The organism is Paracoccus sp. (in: a-proteobacteria) (assembly GCF_030538695.1).
Lineage (GTDB): Bacteria > Pseudomonadota > Alphaproteobacteria > Rhodobacterales > Rhodobacteraceae > Paracoccus.
The window spans coordinates 1-16,381 of sequence record NZ_JAUNTN010000001.1 but is presented as its reverse complement, the minus strand read 5'-3'; the positions used below and the strand labels follow the sequence as shown (position 1 = coordinate 16,381).

Here is a 16,381-nt window from a genome sequence, read left to right as displayed (position 1 = left end):
GAGAGACGATAGATGCAAGTGAGGATGGTCCAGCATGCAGTTGGTCAGGGCGGCTTGCATTGCGGCGAGCTGACGCTTGGTCAAAAGCCGCTACGCTGGGTGTACGACTGCGGCTCCAATCAGGCCGATGCGTTGAAGCGGGAGGTCGGTTCCATTGCCAGAGACGGCGAAATCGACCTGCTTTTTCTTTCTCACCTCGACAGCGACCACGTCAACGGTGTCGATCTTCTACTGTCGCAGGTAAAAGTCCGCGAGGTGATCTTGCCTTATCTTAATGAGGAAGCCCTAGTCGCAACCATCGCGCGTGATGTTTCCCGCGGGGCATTGACGGGAGTGCTCGTCGAGGCTGTAAGCGATCTGTCGGGTTGGTTTGGCAGCCGCGGCGTTGAAACCGTCACTTTCGTCGACGACAGTGACGATGAAGGGGGCGACGGCCCGGATGTGCCTGACGCTCCGGCTGGCGGCGGTGATGGCGACTGCACCGCCAAATGGACGGGTGAACCGGTACCTTTCCCGGAGACTAGCTCCGTTGCTCAAACTGGCGCAGGTACCGCAAAGATGCGGCGAGCTTTTCCAGGGGCGGCTCTCCTTGTGATGACACCGGGCGGGCAGCTCAATTGGGCATTGGTGCCCTATGTCCATAAACCATCCGCGGCTTTGATGAAGGCCTTCAACGATGCTCTAGATGCCGAGTTCGGTAAAGGCACGGACAAGAAAGCTATCGCTCAATCAGCGAAGGACCCGGCAGTACGGGAGAGGCTGCGTAACTGCTATGACGCGCTTTGGGCCGATCACAACCTGATCTCGATGACGCTGTACGCCGGTCCTATAATACCGGAAATCATGGAGATAGATATATCTATTTGTCGACGCTACCCCTATTGGCACCCCCATCACGAATGGGCCGATTGTGGGGGGTGGATGCTCACGGGCGACGCGCATCTCGATGGTTTGCGTCGTCGACAAAGATTCCTGAAGTTCTACCGACGCTTTTCAGGACTCACCAACGTATTTATGGTTCCACATCACGGGTCGGTCCACAACCATAGTGATGAGGTATTGAATGCGATGCCGGAGTTGCGGGTGGGCTATGCTGCAGCCGGACCGAACAACTATGGGCATCCTCATAATGAAGTGCGCGATTCTGTTCGAGCCCATCACTCCGCCTTTTTCCATCAGGTGGATCATAGGAGATTTAATCAGATCGTGATGGCAGTCAGAAAACGCTGAATAGGCGGCATCTCATACGGCCAAGTTCTGGAGGGCTAGATTTGGATCGCAATAAACTGGATGAAATAATTAGCTTATGCCTACAAGATCTCTACAATCAGGATGGTCAAATCTTGGCTCAAGATGTCGGTGAGCGTGCAATTTGCGGGCGATTGGCTATGCTAATGGACCCCAGGCTTCCCTTGTATAGTGTGGATATTGAGTACAATCGCAAGGGTCCAGGCCTGGAACCGAAAGACATTGAGATGCCGGATGAGAACGGTGATTTGACGGCCCATCGAGTATTTCCTGATATCATTGTGCATGAGCGTGGGCATAATCTTCGCAACCTTTTGGTCGTCGAAGTGAAGAAGTCCACCAATGCCGTCGCTGACGAGCATGATCTCGCAAAGTTACATGCGCTGTGTGGTCAGCTTCGATACCAATATGGGTTGTTCTTGCGGTTATCCACGGGGCCAAATTCTGACTTAGCAGGTGTCCAACGCCAATGGGTCGACGGGCCTGCAGCAGGTGAGTTTTGAGCGGCAGCTCTCGAGAAGGCGCGGCGCGGCAATAACGAATTTGACGAATGTCGGCTCTGGGCCGGAGGCGTAGATATTCAAGCGTGCAGCATCCTCCTTGCGCTGAACAAATTCCCACCGGGTTTCATACGGATTTTGGCAGTCCGTTCGCACCCTGAACGGGGCAGGTCAGGTAACTCTAAGCGCAGACTGATCAGGCGATGATGTCCGCGTCACCCGGCCTCAGCCGGACCCAAGCGAAAGCAGCGCGCGACGAAATTCCGGCTCGCTTAGCACCACCTCGCCCGCACCAAGCGCCTCGGCGTGGCTGAGGGCGCGGGCGGTTAGGGTCTGGGCGGTCTCGATGGCGCGGGGCAGGGCAAGGCCCCGCCCGATGCCCGCGACCACAAGCCCGGCGAAGAGATCGCCGGTGCCGGGCAGGGCGATCGGCAGGCGCTTGGTCGGGTGGCGGCTGAGACCTTCGGGGCCCAGGAGCACCGTCTCGAGTCGCCCGGGGCCGGTGTCGTCGAGTACGCAGCCGGTGGCGATCAGATGCGCTTCTGGCGCGATGTGCAGCGCCTCGCGCGCCGCCTGAAGATCGGCCAACGTGTGGATCTGCTGCCCGGTGAGCCAGGCGAGTTCGAATGGGTTCGGCGTGGCGATGTCGGCCATCGGCAGCAGCCGGTCGCGCATTACGCCGGCGATGGCTTCGGGTACATAGAGTCCGGGACCGGTGTCGCCCATCACCGGGTCGCAGATGTAGCGCAGGCGCGGGTTCGCGGCCTTCGCCTCGGCCACGAAATCCGCCACCATCTCGGCCACATCCAGCGAGCCGATATAGCCGGTGAGGATATAATCCGCCCGCTCGGGCAGGCCGCGTTCGCGAGCGCCTTGCAGCAGGTCGGAAAAGAACTCGGGCGGCAGGGCACGGCCGCGCAGGGTCGGGTAGTCAGGAGTGTTCGAGAAGATCACGGTGGGGATCGCCGCCACCTCGAGGCCTGCCGCTTGCATCGGGAAGAGCGCCGCGGAATTGCCGACATGGCCGAAGACCACCTGGCTCTGGATCGAAATGACGAAAGGGGGGCGTTTCATGCGGTGCCGTCCAGTCTTGCACTCCAGTCCTCGACCCGGCGGCTTTCCAACCTCCGGACCGCGTATTTGCGCCAGCCCTCGGCCAGGACATTGAGCTTGGCGATACCTTCGAGTTCGACCAGGTTCATCCGGTCCACATAGAGAGCGTGCCAGAGCCGTCGTAAAGTCCAGTCCGGTGCCAGGCGGTCGATCAGCTCCAGCCGGTCCCCGGGGGTAACGGTGCCGGTCTGGAGCACCCGGTAATACCATCCCGTGCGCCCGGTCTGCTGCACGCGCCGCGCCATGTCGGGCAGGCCGAAGCGGTGGTTGAGCTTCCAGCAGGGCTGGCGCCCCTGCGAGACCTGGATCAGCGCGCCGCCCAGCCGGAATGTATCGCCGACGGCGACCTCCGCTTCGGTGAGCCCGGCGGTCGAGATATTCTCGCCGAACCCGCCGGGAGCGGTCAGCGCCTGAAGGTCGCCGAGTTCCGCGCGCCAGTCGCTGTAATGATCGAGCGGATAATGATGCACGGCCTTCTCGACGCCGCCATGTACGCGCCGGTCGGCCTGTTCGTCGCCTTCGAACCCCTCGGGGCCAAGCCTCAGCGGGTGGGTAACCGCCGTCTTGCCGATCCCGCTCAGCGTGTCGCTTCCGGGCAGGGGAGCGGCGCGACCTGTCAGGAGTGTGACGGGCCTCATCCGTCCAGCTCCCGCAGCCAATCTTTCAGCATGGCCTGACCGGCGGTCCGCAGCGCAGGGCCATGTGCCTTGGCATCCTGCCGCAGAGCCTCGGGGGCAATCCCTGCCTGCGCCAGCTCTGCGCTGTGGCCGATCAGCCAGCGTTCGAAATCCGGCAGCATCCCGGCCTCGGGGTGGAATTGCAGGCCGAGAATATTGCGGCCCCGGGCGAAGCCCTGTGTTTCGCAGCCGGGGGTCGCGGCTAGGCGCTCGGTTCCGGCGGGCAGGTCGAAGCCCTCGCCATGCCAGTGCAGTACCGGGATGTCCGAGAGGTGGGCAAGCGGGCCGGCCCAGCCAGGCGCGGTTAGGGTCAGGGGCGCGAAGCCGATCTCCTTCTCGGCAATGGGCGCGACACGGGCTCCGAGGGCCGCGGCCATGAGCTGTGCGCCGAGGCAAATGCCGAGGGTCGGGCGATCCGCCGCCAGCCTCATGGTCAGCCAGTTCCGCTCCTCTGTCATGCAAGGATAGGCGGCGCCGTCATTCACGCCGATCGGGCCACCCAGCACCACGACCAGGTCCGGTTCCGGCGGATCGGGCAGTGGGTCCACAGCCGCCTCAATGTCTTGGAGCTGATAGCCGGCGTCCCTCAGAACCGGGGTAAAGGACCCGAGGTCTTCAAAGGCTAGGTGGCGCAGGATCAGGGCGGATTTCATCACGGAGCCTCTTGCGTTTTTCGCCTCTGTGGCAAAATACTGGCCTATGCAAAAGTGCCAGTATGAATGATTGAGCTAGGCCGGTTTTCGACATGCGCGAGCCTCTTGCCCTCGAGATGGAGCCGGGCCACGACGGCCCGCTTTTCCTCGCCATTGCCGAGGCGATCACCCGTGACATCACCCGCGGCCGCCTGAAGCCCGGAGCGCGGCTGCCCGGCACTCGGGCGCTGGCGCGCGAGCTGGGGGTCCATCGCAATACGGTGGATGCCGCCTATCAGGAGCTACTGACGCAAGGCTGGTTGCAGGCGGAACCGGCGCGGGGCACCTTCGTGGCGCAGGATCTGCCGCAGGGGATGCTGGTCCGCAGACCCGCGCCCACGCCGATGGACCCGGTGGCGCCACGCGCAAGGCTCGCGTTTACCGACGGCGCGCCGGACCCCAAGCTGGTGCCCGACAAAGCGCTGGCCCGGGCCTTTCGCCGTGCGCTGCTGTCGTCGGCCTTCCGCGCCGGGGCGGATTACGGCGATGCACGCGGCACATCCTCACTGCGCGAGGCACTGGCGGGCTATCTCGCCACGGACCGGGGCGTAGTGGCGGAGCCGTCGCGGCTGCTGATCGCGCGGGGCAGCCAGATGGCGCTGTTCCTGGCTGTACGGGCGGCGCTGTCGCCGGGCGAGGTCATCGCCGTCGAGGAACCGGGCTATCCGCTAGCCTGGGAAGCGTTCCGCGCAGCGGGGGCAGAGGTGCGGGGCGTGCCGGTGGATGGCGGCGGCCTCAGGATCGACGCGCTGGAGGCTGCGCTTGCCCGCGATCCGCGCATCCGGGCGGTCTATGTCACGCCGCATCACCAATACCCGACCACGGTGACCATGGGCGCGGCGCGGCGGCTGCAGCTGCTGGAGTTGGCGCAGCGCCATGGGCTCACATTGATCGAGGACGATTACGACCACGAGTACCGGTTCGAGGGCCGCCCCGTGCTGCCGCTGGCCGCCCGTGCGCCCGAGGGCTTACCGCTGATCTATGTGGGCTCGCTGTCGAAGCTGCTCTCGCCGGGCATCCGGTTGGGCTATGCGCTGGCGCCCGAGCCGTTGTTGACCCGCATGGCCGAGGCGCGCGCCGCCATCGACCGGCAGGGCGACGCGCCACTGGAGGCGGCACTGGCGGAGCTGATCCGCGATGGCGATCTAGGCCGTCACGCCCGCAAGGCGCGGCGGGTCTACCGGGCGCGGCGGGATCTGCTGGCGGCGCTGCTGGGCGAACACCTCGCCGGGCGGGCGACATTCGACTTGCCCGCCGGAGGGCTCGCGCTGTGGCTGCGTTGCGAGGGGAGGTCAGCCGAGGCCTGGGCCAAAGCCGCGGGGCAGGCGGGACTGGCGCTGCTGCCGGGTACGCGCTTTGCGCTAGAGGGCCCGGCGCCGCAGGCCTTCCGGCTGGGCTATGCGGCGCTGGACGAAGGGCAGATCGCCCGGGCGGTGGAGATCCTCGCCCGAAGCGTTCCGGGCTGAGCCTATTCCGCCGCGACCGCGCGCCGGGCCTGCGCGGGGGCGATGTGCATCCCGAGCCGGGTCAGCAGATCCTGATCCTTCCAGGCCGCCGGGTTGCCGGTGGTCAGCAACTGGTCGCCCACGAAGATCGAGTTCGCTCCGGCAAGGAAGCACAGCGCCTGCAGTTCGTCGCTCATTCCCGTGCGCCCGGCCGACAAGCGGACGACCGACGCTGGCATCAGGATGCGGGCCAGCGCCACGATGCGCACCAGCGCGAAGGGATCGACGGCCTGGGCCCGCGCCTGCACCGGCACGCCCTCGATCTCGTTCCACAGGTTCACCGGCACGCTGTCGGGATGCGTGGGCAGGGTCGCCAGCGTCACCAGCATGGCGATGCGGTCCTCCTCGGCCTCGCCCATGCCGAGGATGCCGCCACAGCAGACCTTGATGCCGCCCTTGCGGACCTGTTCGACCGTGTCGAGGCGGTCCTCCATGGTGCGGGTGGTGGCGATCTGCGCGTAATACTCGGGCGAGGTGTCGATGTTGTGGTTGTAGAAATCCAGGCCCGCCGCCTTCAGCCGCGCGACCTGTTCGGGCGACAGCATTCCCAGCGTCATGCAGGTTTCCAGCCCCAGCTCGGACACGCCCCGCACCATGTCGCAGAGCTTGTCCATGTCGCGGTCTTTGGGGCTGCGCCAGGCGGCCCCCATGCAGAACCTCTGCGCGCCGGAAGCCTTGGCGCGCTGTGCGGCGGCCAGAACCTCCTCGGCTTCCATGAGCTTGGTGGCCTTCACCCCGGTGTCGTGAAAGGCCGATTGCGAGCAATAGCCGCAATCCTCGGGGCAGCCGCCGGTCTTGAGGCTGAGCAGGCTCGCGGTTTCGATCGCGTTGGGGTCGAAATGCGCGCGGTGCAGGGTCTGGGCGCGGTGCATGAGGTCGGCGAAGGGCAGGGCGTGGATCGCCCGGGCCTCCGCCATGGTCCAGTCGCTTCGGATCATGCCGCGCGGGTCCGGAAGCGGGCGATGGCCGCGATGAGGCCCGAGGCCAAAGCCAGCTTGACCAGATCGCCGAGCAGGAAGGGCGTGAGACCCGCGGCCAGCAGCCCCTGCGCCGGGAGATAGAGCGCCAGCCAGGCGAGGCCGAGGATATAGACCACGGCGAGGCCCGCCAGCATCGCCAGGAAGCGCCCGATCAACCCGCGCCCCTGCGCCAGCCAGCCGGTCAGGCCCGCGCCCAACAGGTAGCCCGCAAGATAACCGCCGGTCGGTCCGGCCATATACGCCAGCCCGATTCCGCGTTCCGGCGTGCCCGAGAAGACCGGAATTCCCAGGGCGCCCGCCGCCAGATAGGCCGCCATTGCCGTAAAGCCGAGCCTCGGCCCGAGCGTGGCGGCGACGAAGAAGACCGCCAACGTGTGCAGTGTCATCGGCACCGGCCAGAACGGGATCTGGATTTTGGCGCCGAGCGTGATCAGCGCCGCGCCGCCGAGCGCCAGCGCGAGGCTGCGTCCGAGCGCTGCGGGACGGGTCAGAGTGGGGGTGAGAAATGCCATGGGTCTGTCCTCCGAAGATAGGCATCGAGTCTATCTATAATTACGAAGGCTTTGCGTGATGCTGGCAATTAGGTTTATAGATAATTATCCGGGAATCTCGTAAGTCTCTCGCAAATCGGCATTTTTCACGGCAGTTTTGCGCTTGCCGATCCAGCCGACATGGCGCGCGAGCGTGGCGCAGGCGAGGTCGGTCTGCCCCTTGCGCAGAGCGTCGAGAATGGCGCGGTGGTCGTGATCTGTGCGCGCCTCCCAGTCGCGCCGCCAGGCGGCGAAGAGGAACCGCGCGCTGGCGGCCTGCAGGTCGTCGATCGTCCGCAGCAGACGCGGCATCCGGCAGGGGGACAGGATGAGCCGGTGAAAATGGCGGTTTGCTGCCTCCCAGTCACGGACGGTACTAGCACTGTCGCCGTGGCGCGTAACCTCTTCTGCTTCCTGCAGAATAGCGCGTGTCATATTGGGCGCGGCATGGCGCAGGGCGAGGCTTTCGAGGCTGGAACGCATCTCGGCCACCTCGCGCAGTTCGGCTACGTCGAATTCGGTGACGCGAAAGCCACGCCTTGGTTCGCTCTCTGCCAGACCCTGGGTCTGCAACTCGCGGAAGGCCTCGCGCACTGGGACATGGCTCGCGCCGAACTCGGCAGCGACATGGTCCTGCCGGAGCCGCGCGCCGGGCGGAATCTCGCCCGAGATGATACGGTCGGCAAGGGCGCGGGCGATGCGGGCGGACTGGGTCTCTTCAGGGGCGTGTTTCATGAATTATAGATAATTCATGCCGCGCCGCCCGTCGACAGTTAAGATTTGGTCCGCTGCTCATCTGACATCGTCGCCTTCTTGTAGGACCTGGCAAGCCTCTGCAGGCTCAGGCAGCCCTTGGTTGCAATGTTGGGAAGTCGCAATTCGTAAAGATCAGCGGCTCCGACACGTCTTCCCTCTTTCGGAGGTCGGCCGACACATCGGAACGTCAGGATCGTCCGCCAGCCCCCGAGCACGTGCCAATTTGCTCTGACGTCGATATCTCTCCATGGGATGTTCGCCTCGGGATCTATGGCGTTCATGAGGATGCCCTGCGCCGTGAATGTCAGTATCGGGCCTTTCCGTCGTCCGTACTTCCAATGCAAGAGGACCGGCACAAACCCAAGTGGCGCGGCCAATGCCAGAAATGCCACCTGCGATGCCCTGCCTTCGAAGCCGGGCTCTTGCATAAGAGATATCGCCACCGCGAGAGCTGGAACGAGGAGGAGCCCAGCCATTAGCCAGAACCCGGCAAGCCGAAAATATGACAGCCAGATCACCAGATCAGGCATCGAATGCGCTTGGCGTGCCTTGTCCACCTTCAAAGCCAGAACATGAGGCACGTTGCCGATGCGAGCGCCGCGAGGGTTCGATTTGCGCGCCTGAGGCTGGTCGGGCTCGACAGGTGGCGCCGCAGGGCGGATCCCATGGCAGACCAAACGGCCATGCATGGGGTGCCGATCAATGCGAAGGCGAAGCAAATAATTAGCAATTGGGGAAGAACCGCCTTTTCGGGCTGCAGAAATGCCGACACGGCGGTGAGCGCGATCAGCCAAGATTTCGGATTGATGAACTGGAACAGCAGCGCCTGAGAAAACGAGATCGGGGTGGCATTAGGTGATTGCGCCAGCGCATCGGCTTTCCAAAGCTTCAGGGCGAGCCAGAGCAGATAGAACGTCCCAGCCACCTTGAGTGCCAACTGGATACTGGGAAACTGTGCGAAAAGGCTGCTGAGACCGGCGGCCACGAGCAGGATCTGGGAGATCACACCGGTCGGAATGCCAACGATCTGCGGTATGGTGCTCCGAAAGCCGAACACCAGCCCCGCGTTGGCGAGAAGCATGTTGTTTGGCCCCGGGGTGATCGACATGACAAAGGCGTAGAGCGCCAGGGCCCCTATTGTGGTAAACTCCATTTGCGACCTTCCCAGTTCACACGAATACATGCTCCGTGTTCTGGACCGGCAGGGCGATTGAGAGCTTCTCAACTCGGCATGAGCAGAATCCACGCTTGTCGCGTGCCGCCACGCAAGGGACGCGGTCTCTTTGGGTGGCGCTACGGCGATTCATTCGCTTAGAAGGAGCCGAAAGGACCGAATGCGAGGTGCGGGCTGAGCTCGCGCCCGCCCGGAAGCGAACTAAAATGACCAGCAAGCCGCCCCCGTTGAGCAGAGCAGAAGGCCGATTTGAGGTATCTCGGGAACAGCTCTTCGAAGAGGTTTGGGAAACGCCGATCCTTCATTTGTCTGAGAAGTATGCCGTCTCAGGGTCGTACCTGGCTCGAGTTTGCACGGTGCTGCGCGTTCCCAGGCCCCCGGTTGGATACTGGCAAAAGAAGGCTGTTGGCAGGGCTCCCCGCCGACCGGAACTACCCGAGGCCCAGCCCGGAGATCAACAGATCTGGAGCAAGGACAGGCCTCTGGCACGTCCCGCGAGAGAAGAGCGCGATGAAGAGTGGCAGAAAGCTGGCCGGGGTGCGGCAAGGCCCGCAGTGAATGCCCTGCTGCGTGGGACTAAGAGCCATTTTCTCAAGACCCGCAAGATTGATGCCAACGAATTCTTGCGCCCATACAAACAACTCCTCCCTGACATCGTTACATCCGCCGCGTCTCTGGAACGGGCGCTCGACCTCGCCAATGGTCTCTATCTGGCGTTTGGAAAGAAGGGGTATCCCGTGCGGTTCGCCCCTCCGGATCAGAAGTTGCAGCGCGCAAAGATCGAAGAGCGGGAGACCGTCCGCCTTGACCGGAAGTATGGTCAGTATGGGCATGGTACCATCTGGTCGCCGCTCCGACCCACAATTGCATACCTGGGCGCCATCCCGATCGGGCTGGTTCTGACGGAAATGACCGAGCGAGCGACGATGCGTTACCAAAATGGGAAATACGTTCGTGATAGCACGCTCGATCGACGACAAGGGCGGTCGATTTTGCCATCACACAGTTGGACGACAGAACAGGACCTGCCTTGCGGACGCTTTCGCTTGGTCGCCTATTCTCCGCACCCCGGAGTAGAGTGGCAGCTTACATGGCAGGAGACCAGTAAGCGCTCGTTCAATCGGGAGTTCGGCGAAGTGATCCGCAAGCTTGAAGGCTCGGCCGAAGAGTTGAAGGCTCTCATGGACGCGGCCGATGACGAGGCTGCCCGGAAGAAAAGGGAACAGGAGCTTCAATGGGAGCGCTGGCGGAGGGAAGAGGATAAGCGCAGTGAGGCGAAGGCCCGCACCGAGAGCCTTCAACAGCTTTCGGATATCATGGCGGATTGGACCAAGGCGCTCTCCGTCGAGATGTTCTTCGTCGAGGCCGAAAAGCGTATGCAGATGGTGGACGGAGAGCGGCGCGTGCATCTGGAGTCCCGGCTGCGTTTGGCGCGTTCGATGCTGGGCGATCTCGATCCGCTATCATTCATCGAGCAGTGGGTTTCGCCGGAGGAGCGCTACCAGCGAAAGTTCAAGGATGAATAGGGCATCAATCGTGGGGGGCATAGCGCCGATTTCCATCCATCGCGCCGCTCTTCGAAATGGAAGCGCACCGCGCCTGGCGCCAAGCTCAGTCCTCTGCAGAAAGCTTGATGTCTCCGTCCCGACCGACCTCAGAAAAGGTGCGTTGCGTCCCGCAGGACGCGGGCAAGATTAGAAAATCTCATTCTCTCGGCAAGAGACGTCAGTTGTGCGAACAAGGCCGTAGTGCATGTCTGATGCTATGCAAACAGGCCGTGTCCGTTCCGAACATCTATCCGCCGCTCTGATCCGCCTTCTGGCAGTCGGTGCCGGTGCGGCCGTCGCCAGCAGCTACTATAATCAGGCTTTCCTCGGCCATCTGACAACGGATTTCGGGCTGACGGCTGGTACTGCCGCCATCGTGCCCGTGCTGACGCAAGCGGGCAACGCGCTTGGGGTGCTCTTCCTCGCACCACTCGGGGACCGCCTCGAGCGTAAGTCGCTTATCCTCGTGACCATCGCCGCCCTCGTGGTGGCGCTGATCGGTGCGGCTGTCTCGCCCGGCTTCGTGTGGCTCGCTGTTGCTAGTTTCGCGGTCGGCCTGTTCGCCACGGTCGCCCAACAGATCGTGCCGCTCGCCGTGCATCTGGCTCCGCCCGACAAGCAAGGTCGTGTACTCGGCACGGTAACAGGCGGCATCCTGATCGGTGTTCTGCTTGCCCGCACGGTCAGCGGCATAGTCTCGGACCTTTGGGGATGGCCTTACGTCTTCTGGCTGGCCGCGGTGGTGATGAGCATTGTCGGCGCGGCGCTGGCGCGTTGGCTTCCGCGTGCGATGCCGACGACCGACTTGAGCTATCTGCACCTGCTTGGCTCTCTTTGGACGTTGGTACGCAAGCATAGCGTTCTCCGGCGCGTGGTCGCGGTGCAATTCCTGATCTTCGCGGCCTTCATCAGCTTTTGGTCGAACCTCGCGCTTCTGATAGCTGATCCGCAGCATGAACTCGGAGGAACAGCTGTAGGACTTCTGGCGCTGGTCGGTGTCGTCGGTGCACTTTCCGCGCCTATCGCAGGCCGGTTCTCAGACAGGCGCGGTCCCGCCGTGGTAGTGTCGATGGGCGCGGGGCTCGTGATATTGGCCTTCCTCATTTTCGGGCTCTGGCAAGGTTCCATTATTGGGTTGGTCACCGGCATCGTGATCATGGATCTTGCTGTGCAATCCTCCCAGGTTGCCAACCAGTCGCGCGTCTATGCACTCGATCCGAACGCACGCAGCCGGCTTAACACCATATTCATGGCAACCATGCTCGCTGGTGGCGCGGTCGGGGCCGGCATTGGTGGAGCTGCCTACGCCGAGTGGGGCTGGAGCGGCACATGCGCTTTGGGCGTCATCTCGGCTACCTTGGCGCTGCTGTTGTCGTGGAAGCCCTAATTCGAGGCGATGCGAAAAATGTCCGCCTTGATCAACGCGGCGGTCGGGCGTTTACCCAGACGGCCCAAGCGTCATGTCCCCAACTCGTCGCGCGCCATTGCCACCCCGTCGAGGAACTGGTCAAGGGAACGCTTTCTGGCAGACCGATCAAAAGCGTAAGCTGGTTGTTTGAATTGGTTGCCAGTCAGAAGTCCTGAGATGTAGCCCGCGACGGTATCGGCGGCCATGACGAGGCTGCTATCGAGGGTATGCACATACTTGCTCGTTACAGAACCCTTCGAGTGCCCGAGGAGGGCCGCGATGGTGATTTCGCTGAAGCCGAGTTCGTGCGCTATGCTCGCGAAGCTGTGGCGCAAGACATGCGCGGTAATATCGGAGAGTTCGGTGTTCTCGAACAGCTGGCTCCATTGCTTCGGAAAATTGCCGAATGCGTTGTTGCCGCGCACACCTGGGAACACGAACGGCCCTTCCTTTCTCAAGCTCTGCGTTTCCAAGAACTCGACAACTGCCAGTCCTATCGGTCGTGTGGACGCTCCTTCCTTTGTCTCTGACAGCCGCAGACAGCTGTTGGGAAGATCGACATCGGACCAGCGGAGTTCGATAATCTCGCTGCGCCGGCAGCCCGTGAGGGCGATCTGGCGGACGATGCTGACCATGGTGGCGAGGTTTTCATCCCGCTCGGCCTTGTCCAGAATTTTACCCATCAACTGATACTCGCTGTGTGTCAGACGCCGGTCGCGAACGCGATCTTTGGGCTTCCTGATGCCATGCGCGACGTTCGTGTCGACGATGCCCGCCTCCGAAGCATAGGTGAGGATACCGCCCAGCAAGCCGACCGCCCGGGTTGCTGTGCCCTGGCCACCCCGCAAGATCGTCTTGCCCCTTAGCTTTTTGGTCTTTCGCGTAGCGCAGGTTTTGCCGAGGATGATGTCATTCATCATCTTCGTAACATCCACTTTGGTCAGATCACGCACCCTCTTCTTGCCGATCAGCGGGATGATATGCCCATTGATCCGCCCGATATCGGTGGAGACCGTTGATGGTCTCTTGGGCTGCCCACGTTTCCCGAGGATGAGGCCGGCGTGCAGGTCTTCGACGTAGCGCTCACAGAGCTGTTGCACGGTCATGGCCTGTCGGTCTTCGTGGCGCTCTTCGGCCGGATCATCGCCCTGAGCGACGCGCCCTAGCTGGACCTTGGCCTCTCGTCTGGCTGTTTCGGCAGTCCAGATACCGTGGAGGCCAATCGTATAGCGGCGCGACCGTCCGTCACGGCGATACTGGATCACGTAGCTGCGCTTCCCAGAAGCGAAAACACGCAACCCGAAGCCAGGCAGGTCGCTGTCCCAGACGACGAAGTCCTTCTTCTGGCTCTTAACGCTTTCAACCAGCCGTTTTGTGATCTTTGGCATCATCAACCTCGTCATCAGAGCAACTGAGCCGCGTAAGCACCACGTAAGCAGTCGGGCGAAAGCTACGGAGTAGTTGCGGCTACTGGTTTCGACGACGAGCGAGCTTAAACACAAGCGATTTTAATATGTTAGCGTGCCGTGGCGTGCTGCGTCGCGCATTTCGGATAGGCCACGATTAATTGCTCCGAAGGCAAAGGCCACACGTTCGAATCGTGTCGGGTGCGCCATTTCACCACAAAACCATGAGTGCCCCGTTTCTGTGGCAGAAGCGGTGATCGGCGTTTGCCGTAGTTTGGGCCGTGATCCCGCGATGCGGATTGGTGGGCAGCTGAGTCGTATGTTGCAGGTGCTGCTGTGGTCACGCCATGTTTCGTGGGGGGAGCAGTATGAGCCGTTGGCGTCTATATCACGGCACGGCGCCCGACCCTCAGGCGTTCGATCCGGGGCGGGGGGTAACTGCTCGTAATCCGGTCGCAGCTTAAACCGCCGCAAGGCTGGCCAACTCCCCTTGCGTTGTCGGCGAGTTTTCTCGGACTGCGGCTTCATGGAGGGGGGATCGAACGGATCAAATGGTATTCCGTTTGCCTGTCAAATGCAGAAAGCTGCAGTTCTTGACCCTGCTGGTTATGAGATAAACCCCGGGGTTCCAGTGATGCCGGGGTATGCTTTCGATAGTGGAAAAGGCGCACTTTGGATGCCCAACTGTTCTGCGCCCGGTCAGGTGTTTGGGGGAAATATTATCGCCACAATCTGGCGTTGATGTTTATTGATTGCGAGCCAAAATTCAGCCCTTCATGGTCAATAACTTAATCTTCCTAAATATTTCTCCGTGTCTTCATAGTCGATCTGCGCCCATTCCTCAGCCCCTTGAAACCCAGGCTTCGCCCTGTTGTGCTTTGGACCAATCGAACGGATCAGAAGTGCTTCAAGGTCACCTATCGTCGTCCGCGTATCGTCGGTCAAATTCTCGTCGGGCTGATTGAGCTGAAGAATCCCGCTTCGCGGGTCAGGGCTTCCGATGGGATGGAAGCCGAACCACGAGAAGCGATCCCACTTGTCCTGAAGGTGATCGGTGAGGTGGTCTTTCAATCGCTTCCCAAGCCCTTGAGCGCGTGTCAGACCCACATAGGCTGGACCATACTCGTCAAAAAGAATGTAAATGCCTTGCTGGTGCCGGAAATCAGCTATACGGATTTTTCCCCGGTTAGCGCCGGTCCGCCCGAGTAGCCGAAACTCATTTCAATTACCTTGCCCCGGATTCCATTCAATCTCACTCGCGCGCCAAAATAACCCAAAGCTTGTCACCTTCGAGGCATGTCCTCCGATGCTTTTCCAAGGCTTGCATGATCGGCTTTGGAAAACAAGAAGTTACACCCCAACCGCTGTCCGGCAGATGTGTGGCTGGCATTGGCGGCCGGGACAGGCAGTTTGCAGGCCGCCTGCCTGTTTCGGCCTTTGCAGTCGTGATCGGCAGGTTTTCTTCAGGAGAGGAGAAGGCGCGATCAATGCGTGTTTCGGGCGATGGGGTTGCCGCCCAAGTCAAGCCGAGCGACTTGCCGCCCCGTGAGCCACCCCCGACGGGGCGGCTCGTGCAGTCTTGCGGCCAGTGCGTCCTGATATTGTCGCAGAGCAGCGCCGCTTGCCCCGGCGGAACCGAGAAAGGCCAGCGGCTCTGAATAGGTCATGCCGGTGTAATTGGCGCTGGCGGCCAGTGGTGTCAGCACCTGCCCGATGGTAAAGCCCAGCCGGCCTTCCGGGCGGCAGGCATCTGCCCCGCCGCCGGTGGTGACGACGGCGAACAGCTCTTTCCCGCGCAGTTCGGGCGGGCCACCGGACCCCCAGATTTCGTTCATATAAGCCTTCATCATCGGCGTCATGTTGAACCAGTGGATCGGGAACATCAGAACCATCCGGTCCATCTGCTGATAGATCCGGCGCTCCGTGGCCCGGTCGAATCCGCGCATATTGTCGCCATAGACCGTTTCGAGATTCACGAACATCGTGTCCCCGGCGACCTGCGCCTGGGCACTGGTTCCGGTCATCAGTGAGGGCACCGCCGCGCCAAGGGCCAGCCCGGCACCTGCCTTGAAGATATTGCGACGGCTGACAGCGCCGCCTGCGTTCTGGGTGTCGTGTTCGTCTGACATGTTGTCCCCGTGCAAAGGGCTTGAACGGCATTCTTGTCAGCCGCGACTCATAGATAGGGGAGGCAGACCCTGCCGATTAGGGGCATTTTGCATTGGCCTGTGAGTCTGGCTCATCAATCGGGGTGTGACATGATGCGGTGGTTCCCGTGGATCGCCGAATCGTGGCTTTTCTGGCGGCTGATTCTGATTCCCGTTGGAGAGAGAATCGGGAATTTCGGCAGGGCAGCATGGATTCGGCCGGCAGATTCGGCCTGATTCTGGTTATGGCCGTTGCGGGTGCGCGATTCTGTGACGCTGGTGTGGCAAAAATTATTGTTTTAATACAGGACAATACGAGGAAATTTCGCGGCTGCGGAAAATTTCCTCTTGCCGGGGGCGTTCGCCGGGCCTAGACACCGCTCCACCGAGACGGCGGCAACGCAGTCAAGGTTCGGAACCGGAAGTCAGGCAAGCCTGAGACTGCGGGGTCGATGCTCTGAAAGACCTGCCAAGTTTGAAAGAATGAGGCGCAGCGAAAAAGTTGAGATTGGTTCTTGACGATGTGCTGAAAGGGTCTTAGATAGGGCTTCCGCTTCGACGGGATGGTCGCCGGGGCAAACAATCAGGAATGGATGTGGCTGTCAGCGCCAAGGAATTGGCGGGACGGTTGGGTTTTTTCCTCTGCTTTTTGACATTGATGATGAATGAAGGGATATGCGGGCGGTTTTGTCGATTTG

The 16,381-nt window shown here is 61.8% G+C and carries 16 protein-coding genes; 5 read left to right on the top strand and 11 right to left on the bottom strand.

Going from position 1 to position 16,381, the window contains the following annotated elements:
• Positions 1–24: 24 nt before the first annotated feature.
• Both Q4G24_RS00080 and Q4G24_RS00075 read left to right on the top strand, forming a co-directional pair.
• Complete coding sequence (locus Q4G24_RS00080; RefSeq protein WP_303364456.1) at positions 25–1,230, top strand: hypothetical protein; 1,206 nt, start codon at positions 25–27, stop codon at positions 1,228–1,230.
• Between the two features lie 41 nt (positions 1,231–1,271).
• Positions 1,272–1,751, top strand: a complete 480-nt coding sequence (locus Q4G24_RS00075; protein ID WP_303364455.1) for a hypothetical protein — start codon at positions 1,272–1,274, stop codon at positions 1,749–1,751.
• Between the two features lie 222 nt (positions 1,752–1,973).
• Here the strand turns inward: Q4G24_RS00075 and pdxY are convergent, their stop codons facing one another.
• The 3 genes from pdxY to Q4G24_RS00060 are packed head-to-tail and all read right to left on the bottom strand — an operon-like array spanning position 1,974 to position 4,191.
• Positions 1,974–2,822, bottom strand: a complete 849-nt coding sequence (gene pdxY, locus Q4G24_RS00070; protein ID WP_303364454.1) for a pyridoxal kinase — start codon at positions 2,820–2,822, stop codon at positions 1,974–1,976.
• Positions 2,819–3,499: an MOSC domain-containing protein gene (locus Q4G24_RS00065; RefSeq protein WP_303364453.1), complete on the bottom strand. Its 681-nt coding sequence runs from the start codon at positions 3,497–3,499 to the stop codon at positions 2,819–2,821. The genes pdxY and Q4G24_RS00065 overlap by 4 nt, the downstream gene beginning before the upstream one ends.
• Positions 3,496–4,191: a glutamine amidotransferase gene (locus Q4G24_RS00060; protein WP_303364452.1), complete on the bottom strand. Its 696-nt coding sequence runs from the start codon at positions 4,189–4,191 to the stop codon at positions 3,496–3,498. Before Q4G24_RS00060 ends, Q4G24_RS00065 begins: the two co-directional genes overlap by 4 nt.
• Positions 4,192–4,283: 92 nt before the next feature.
• Here Q4G24_RS00060 and Q4G24_RS00055 point away from each other — a divergent pair, with 92 nt between their 5' ends.
• Complete coding sequence (locus Q4G24_RS00055; protein WP_303364451.1) at positions 4,284–5,696, top strand: PLP-dependent aminotransferase family protein; 1,413 nt, start codon at positions 4,284–4,286, stop codon at positions 5,694–5,696.
• Between the two features lie 2 nt (positions 5,697–5,698).
• Here Q4G24_RS00055 and bioB read toward each other — a convergent pair whose 3' ends face one another.
• The 5 genes from bioB to Q4G24_RS00030 form a co-directional block, all read right to left on the bottom strand.
• A complete protein-coding gene (bioB, locus tag Q4G24_RS00050) occupies positions 5,699–6,673 on the bottom strand; it encodes a biotin synthase BioB (protein ID WP_303364450.1) in 975 nt (324 codons plus the stop codon).
• A complete protein-coding gene (locus Q4G24_RS00045) occupies positions 6,670–7,227 on the bottom strand; it encodes a biotin transporter BioY (RefSeq protein WP_303364449.1) in 558 nt (185 codons plus the stop codon). Before Q4G24_RS00045 ends, bioB begins: the two co-directional genes overlap by 4 nt.
• An 84-nt stretch (positions 7,228–7,311) precedes the next feature.
• Positions 7,312–7,980, bottom strand: coding sequence for a GntR family transcriptional regulator (locus Q4G24_RS00040; protein WP_303364448.1), 669 nt, complete (start codon positions 7,978–7,980; stop codon positions 7,312–7,314).
• 38 nt (positions 7,981–8,018) lie between these two features.
• Positions 8,019–8,531 carry a hypothetical protein gene (locus Q4G24_RS00035; RefSeq protein ID WP_303364447.1) on the bottom strand — a complete coding sequence of 171 codons (513 nt, stop codon included), beginning with the start codon at positions 8,529–8,531 and terminating at the stop codon, positions 8,019–8,021.
• A 29-nt stretch (positions 8,532–8,560) separates the two neighbouring features.
• Positions 8,561–9,154 (bottom strand): LysE family translocator, encoded by a 594-nt coding sequence (locus Q4G24_RS00030; RefSeq protein ID WP_303364446.1) that lies wholly within the window; start codon positions 9,152–9,154, stop codon positions 8,561–8,563.
• 575 nt (positions 9,155–9,729) lie between these two features.
• On the opposite strand from Q4G24_RS00030, the gene Q4G24_RS00025 reads away from it, so the two are divergent.
• Positions 9,730–10,701: a hypothetical protein gene (locus Q4G24_RS00025; protein ID WP_303364445.1), complete on the top strand. Its 972-nt coding sequence runs from the start codon at positions 9,730–9,732 to the stop codon at positions 10,699–10,701.
• A gap of 226 nt (positions 10,702–10,927) precedes the next feature.
• The gene (locus tag Q4G24_RS00020) at positions 10,928–12,109 is read left to right on the top strand and encodes an MFS transporter (RefSeq protein WP_303364444.1); all 1,182 of its coding nucleotides are present in this window, start codon (positions 10,928–10,930) and stop codon (positions 12,107–12,109) included.
• A gap of 71 nt (positions 12,110–12,180) precedes the next feature.
• Here the strand turns inward: Q4G24_RS00020 and Q4G24_RS00015 are convergent, their stop codons facing one another.
• The 3 genes from Q4G24_RS00015 to Q4G24_RS00005 all read right to left on the bottom strand — a co-directional run bounded on the left by Q4G24_RS00015 (position 12,181) and on the right by Q4G24_RS00005 (position 15,665).
• The gene (locus Q4G24_RS00015; protein WP_303364443.1) at positions 12,181–13,521 is read right to left on the bottom strand and encodes a site-specific integrase; all 1,341 of its coding nucleotides are present in this window, start codon (positions 13,519–13,521) and stop codon (positions 12,181–12,183) included.
• A 795-nt stretch (positions 13,522–14,316) separates the two neighbouring features.
• The gene (locus Q4G24_RS00010; protein ID WP_303364442.1) at positions 14,317–14,607 is read right to left on the bottom strand and encodes a hypothetical protein; all 291 of its coding nucleotides are present in this window, start codon (positions 14,605–14,607) and stop codon (positions 14,317–14,319) included.
• Positions 14,608–15,020: 413 nt separating this feature from the next.
• Positions 15,021–15,665 carry an NAD(P)H-dependent oxidoreductase gene (locus Q4G24_RS00005; protein ID WP_303364441.1) on the bottom strand — a complete coding sequence of 215 codons (645 nt, stop codon included), beginning with the start codon at positions 15,663–15,665 and terminating at the stop codon, positions 15,021–15,023.
• Positions 15,666–16,381: the final 716 nt, after the last annotated feature.

What these genes read in the sequence shown, in the direction of transcription:
- Q4G24_RS00055 (WP_303364451.1), top strand. Translation starts at nt 4,284, where the DNA reads ATGCGCGAGCCTCTTGCCCTCGAGATGGAGCCGGGCCACGACGGCCCG.
- Q4G24_RS00040 (WP_303364448.1), bottom strand. Translation starts at nt 7,980, where the DNA reads ATGAAACACGCCCCTGAAGAGACCCAGTCCGCCCGCATCGCCCGCGCC.
- Q4G24_RS00020 (WP_303364444.1), top strand. Translation starts at nt 10,928, where the DNA reads ATGTCTGATGCTATGCAAACAGGCCGTGTCCGTTCCGAACATCTATCC.
- Q4G24_RS00065 (WP_303364453.1), bottom strand. Translation starts at nt 3,499, where the DNA reads ATGAGGCCCGTCACACTCCTGACAGGTCGCGCCGCTCCCCTGCCCGGA.
- Q4G24_RS00045 (WP_303364449.1), bottom strand. Translation starts at nt 7,227, where the DNA reads ATGGCATTTCTCACCCCCACTCTGACCCGTCCCGCAGCGCTCGGACGC.
- Q4G24_RS00005 (WP_303364441.1), bottom strand. Translation starts at nt 15,665, where the DNA reads ATGTCAGACGAACACGACACCCAGAACGCAGGCGGCGCTGTCAGCCGT.
- Q4G24_RS00015 (WP_303364443.1), bottom strand. Translation starts at nt 13,521, where the DNA reads ATGATGCCAAAGATCACAAAACGGCTGGTTGAAAGCGTTAAGAGCCAG.
- Q4G24_RS00060 (WP_303364452.1), bottom strand. Translation starts at nt 4,191, where the DNA reads ATGAAATCCGCCCTGATCCTGCGCCACCTAGCCTTTGAAGACCTCGGG.
- bioB (WP_303364450.1), bottom strand. Translation starts at nt 6,673, where the DNA reads ATGATCCGAAGCGACTGGACCATGGCGGAGGCCCGGGCGATCCACGCC.
- Q4G24_RS00030 (WP_303364446.1), bottom strand. Translation starts at nt 9,154, where the DNA reads ATGGAGTTTACCACAATAGGGGCCCTGGCGCTCTACGCCTTTGTCATG.
- pdxY (WP_303364454.1), bottom strand. Translation starts at nt 2,822, where the DNA reads ATGAAACGCCCCCCTTTCGTCATTTCGATCCAGAGCCAGGTGGTCTTC.
- Q4G24_RS00080 (WP_303364456.1), top strand. Translation starts at nt 25, where the DNA reads ATGGTCCAGCATGCAGTTGGTCAGGGCGGCTTGCATTGCGGCGAGCTG.
- Q4G24_RS00035 (WP_303364447.1), bottom strand. Translation starts at nt 8,531, where the DNA reads ATGCCTGATCTGGTGATCTGGCTGTCATATTTTCGGCTTGCCGGGTTC.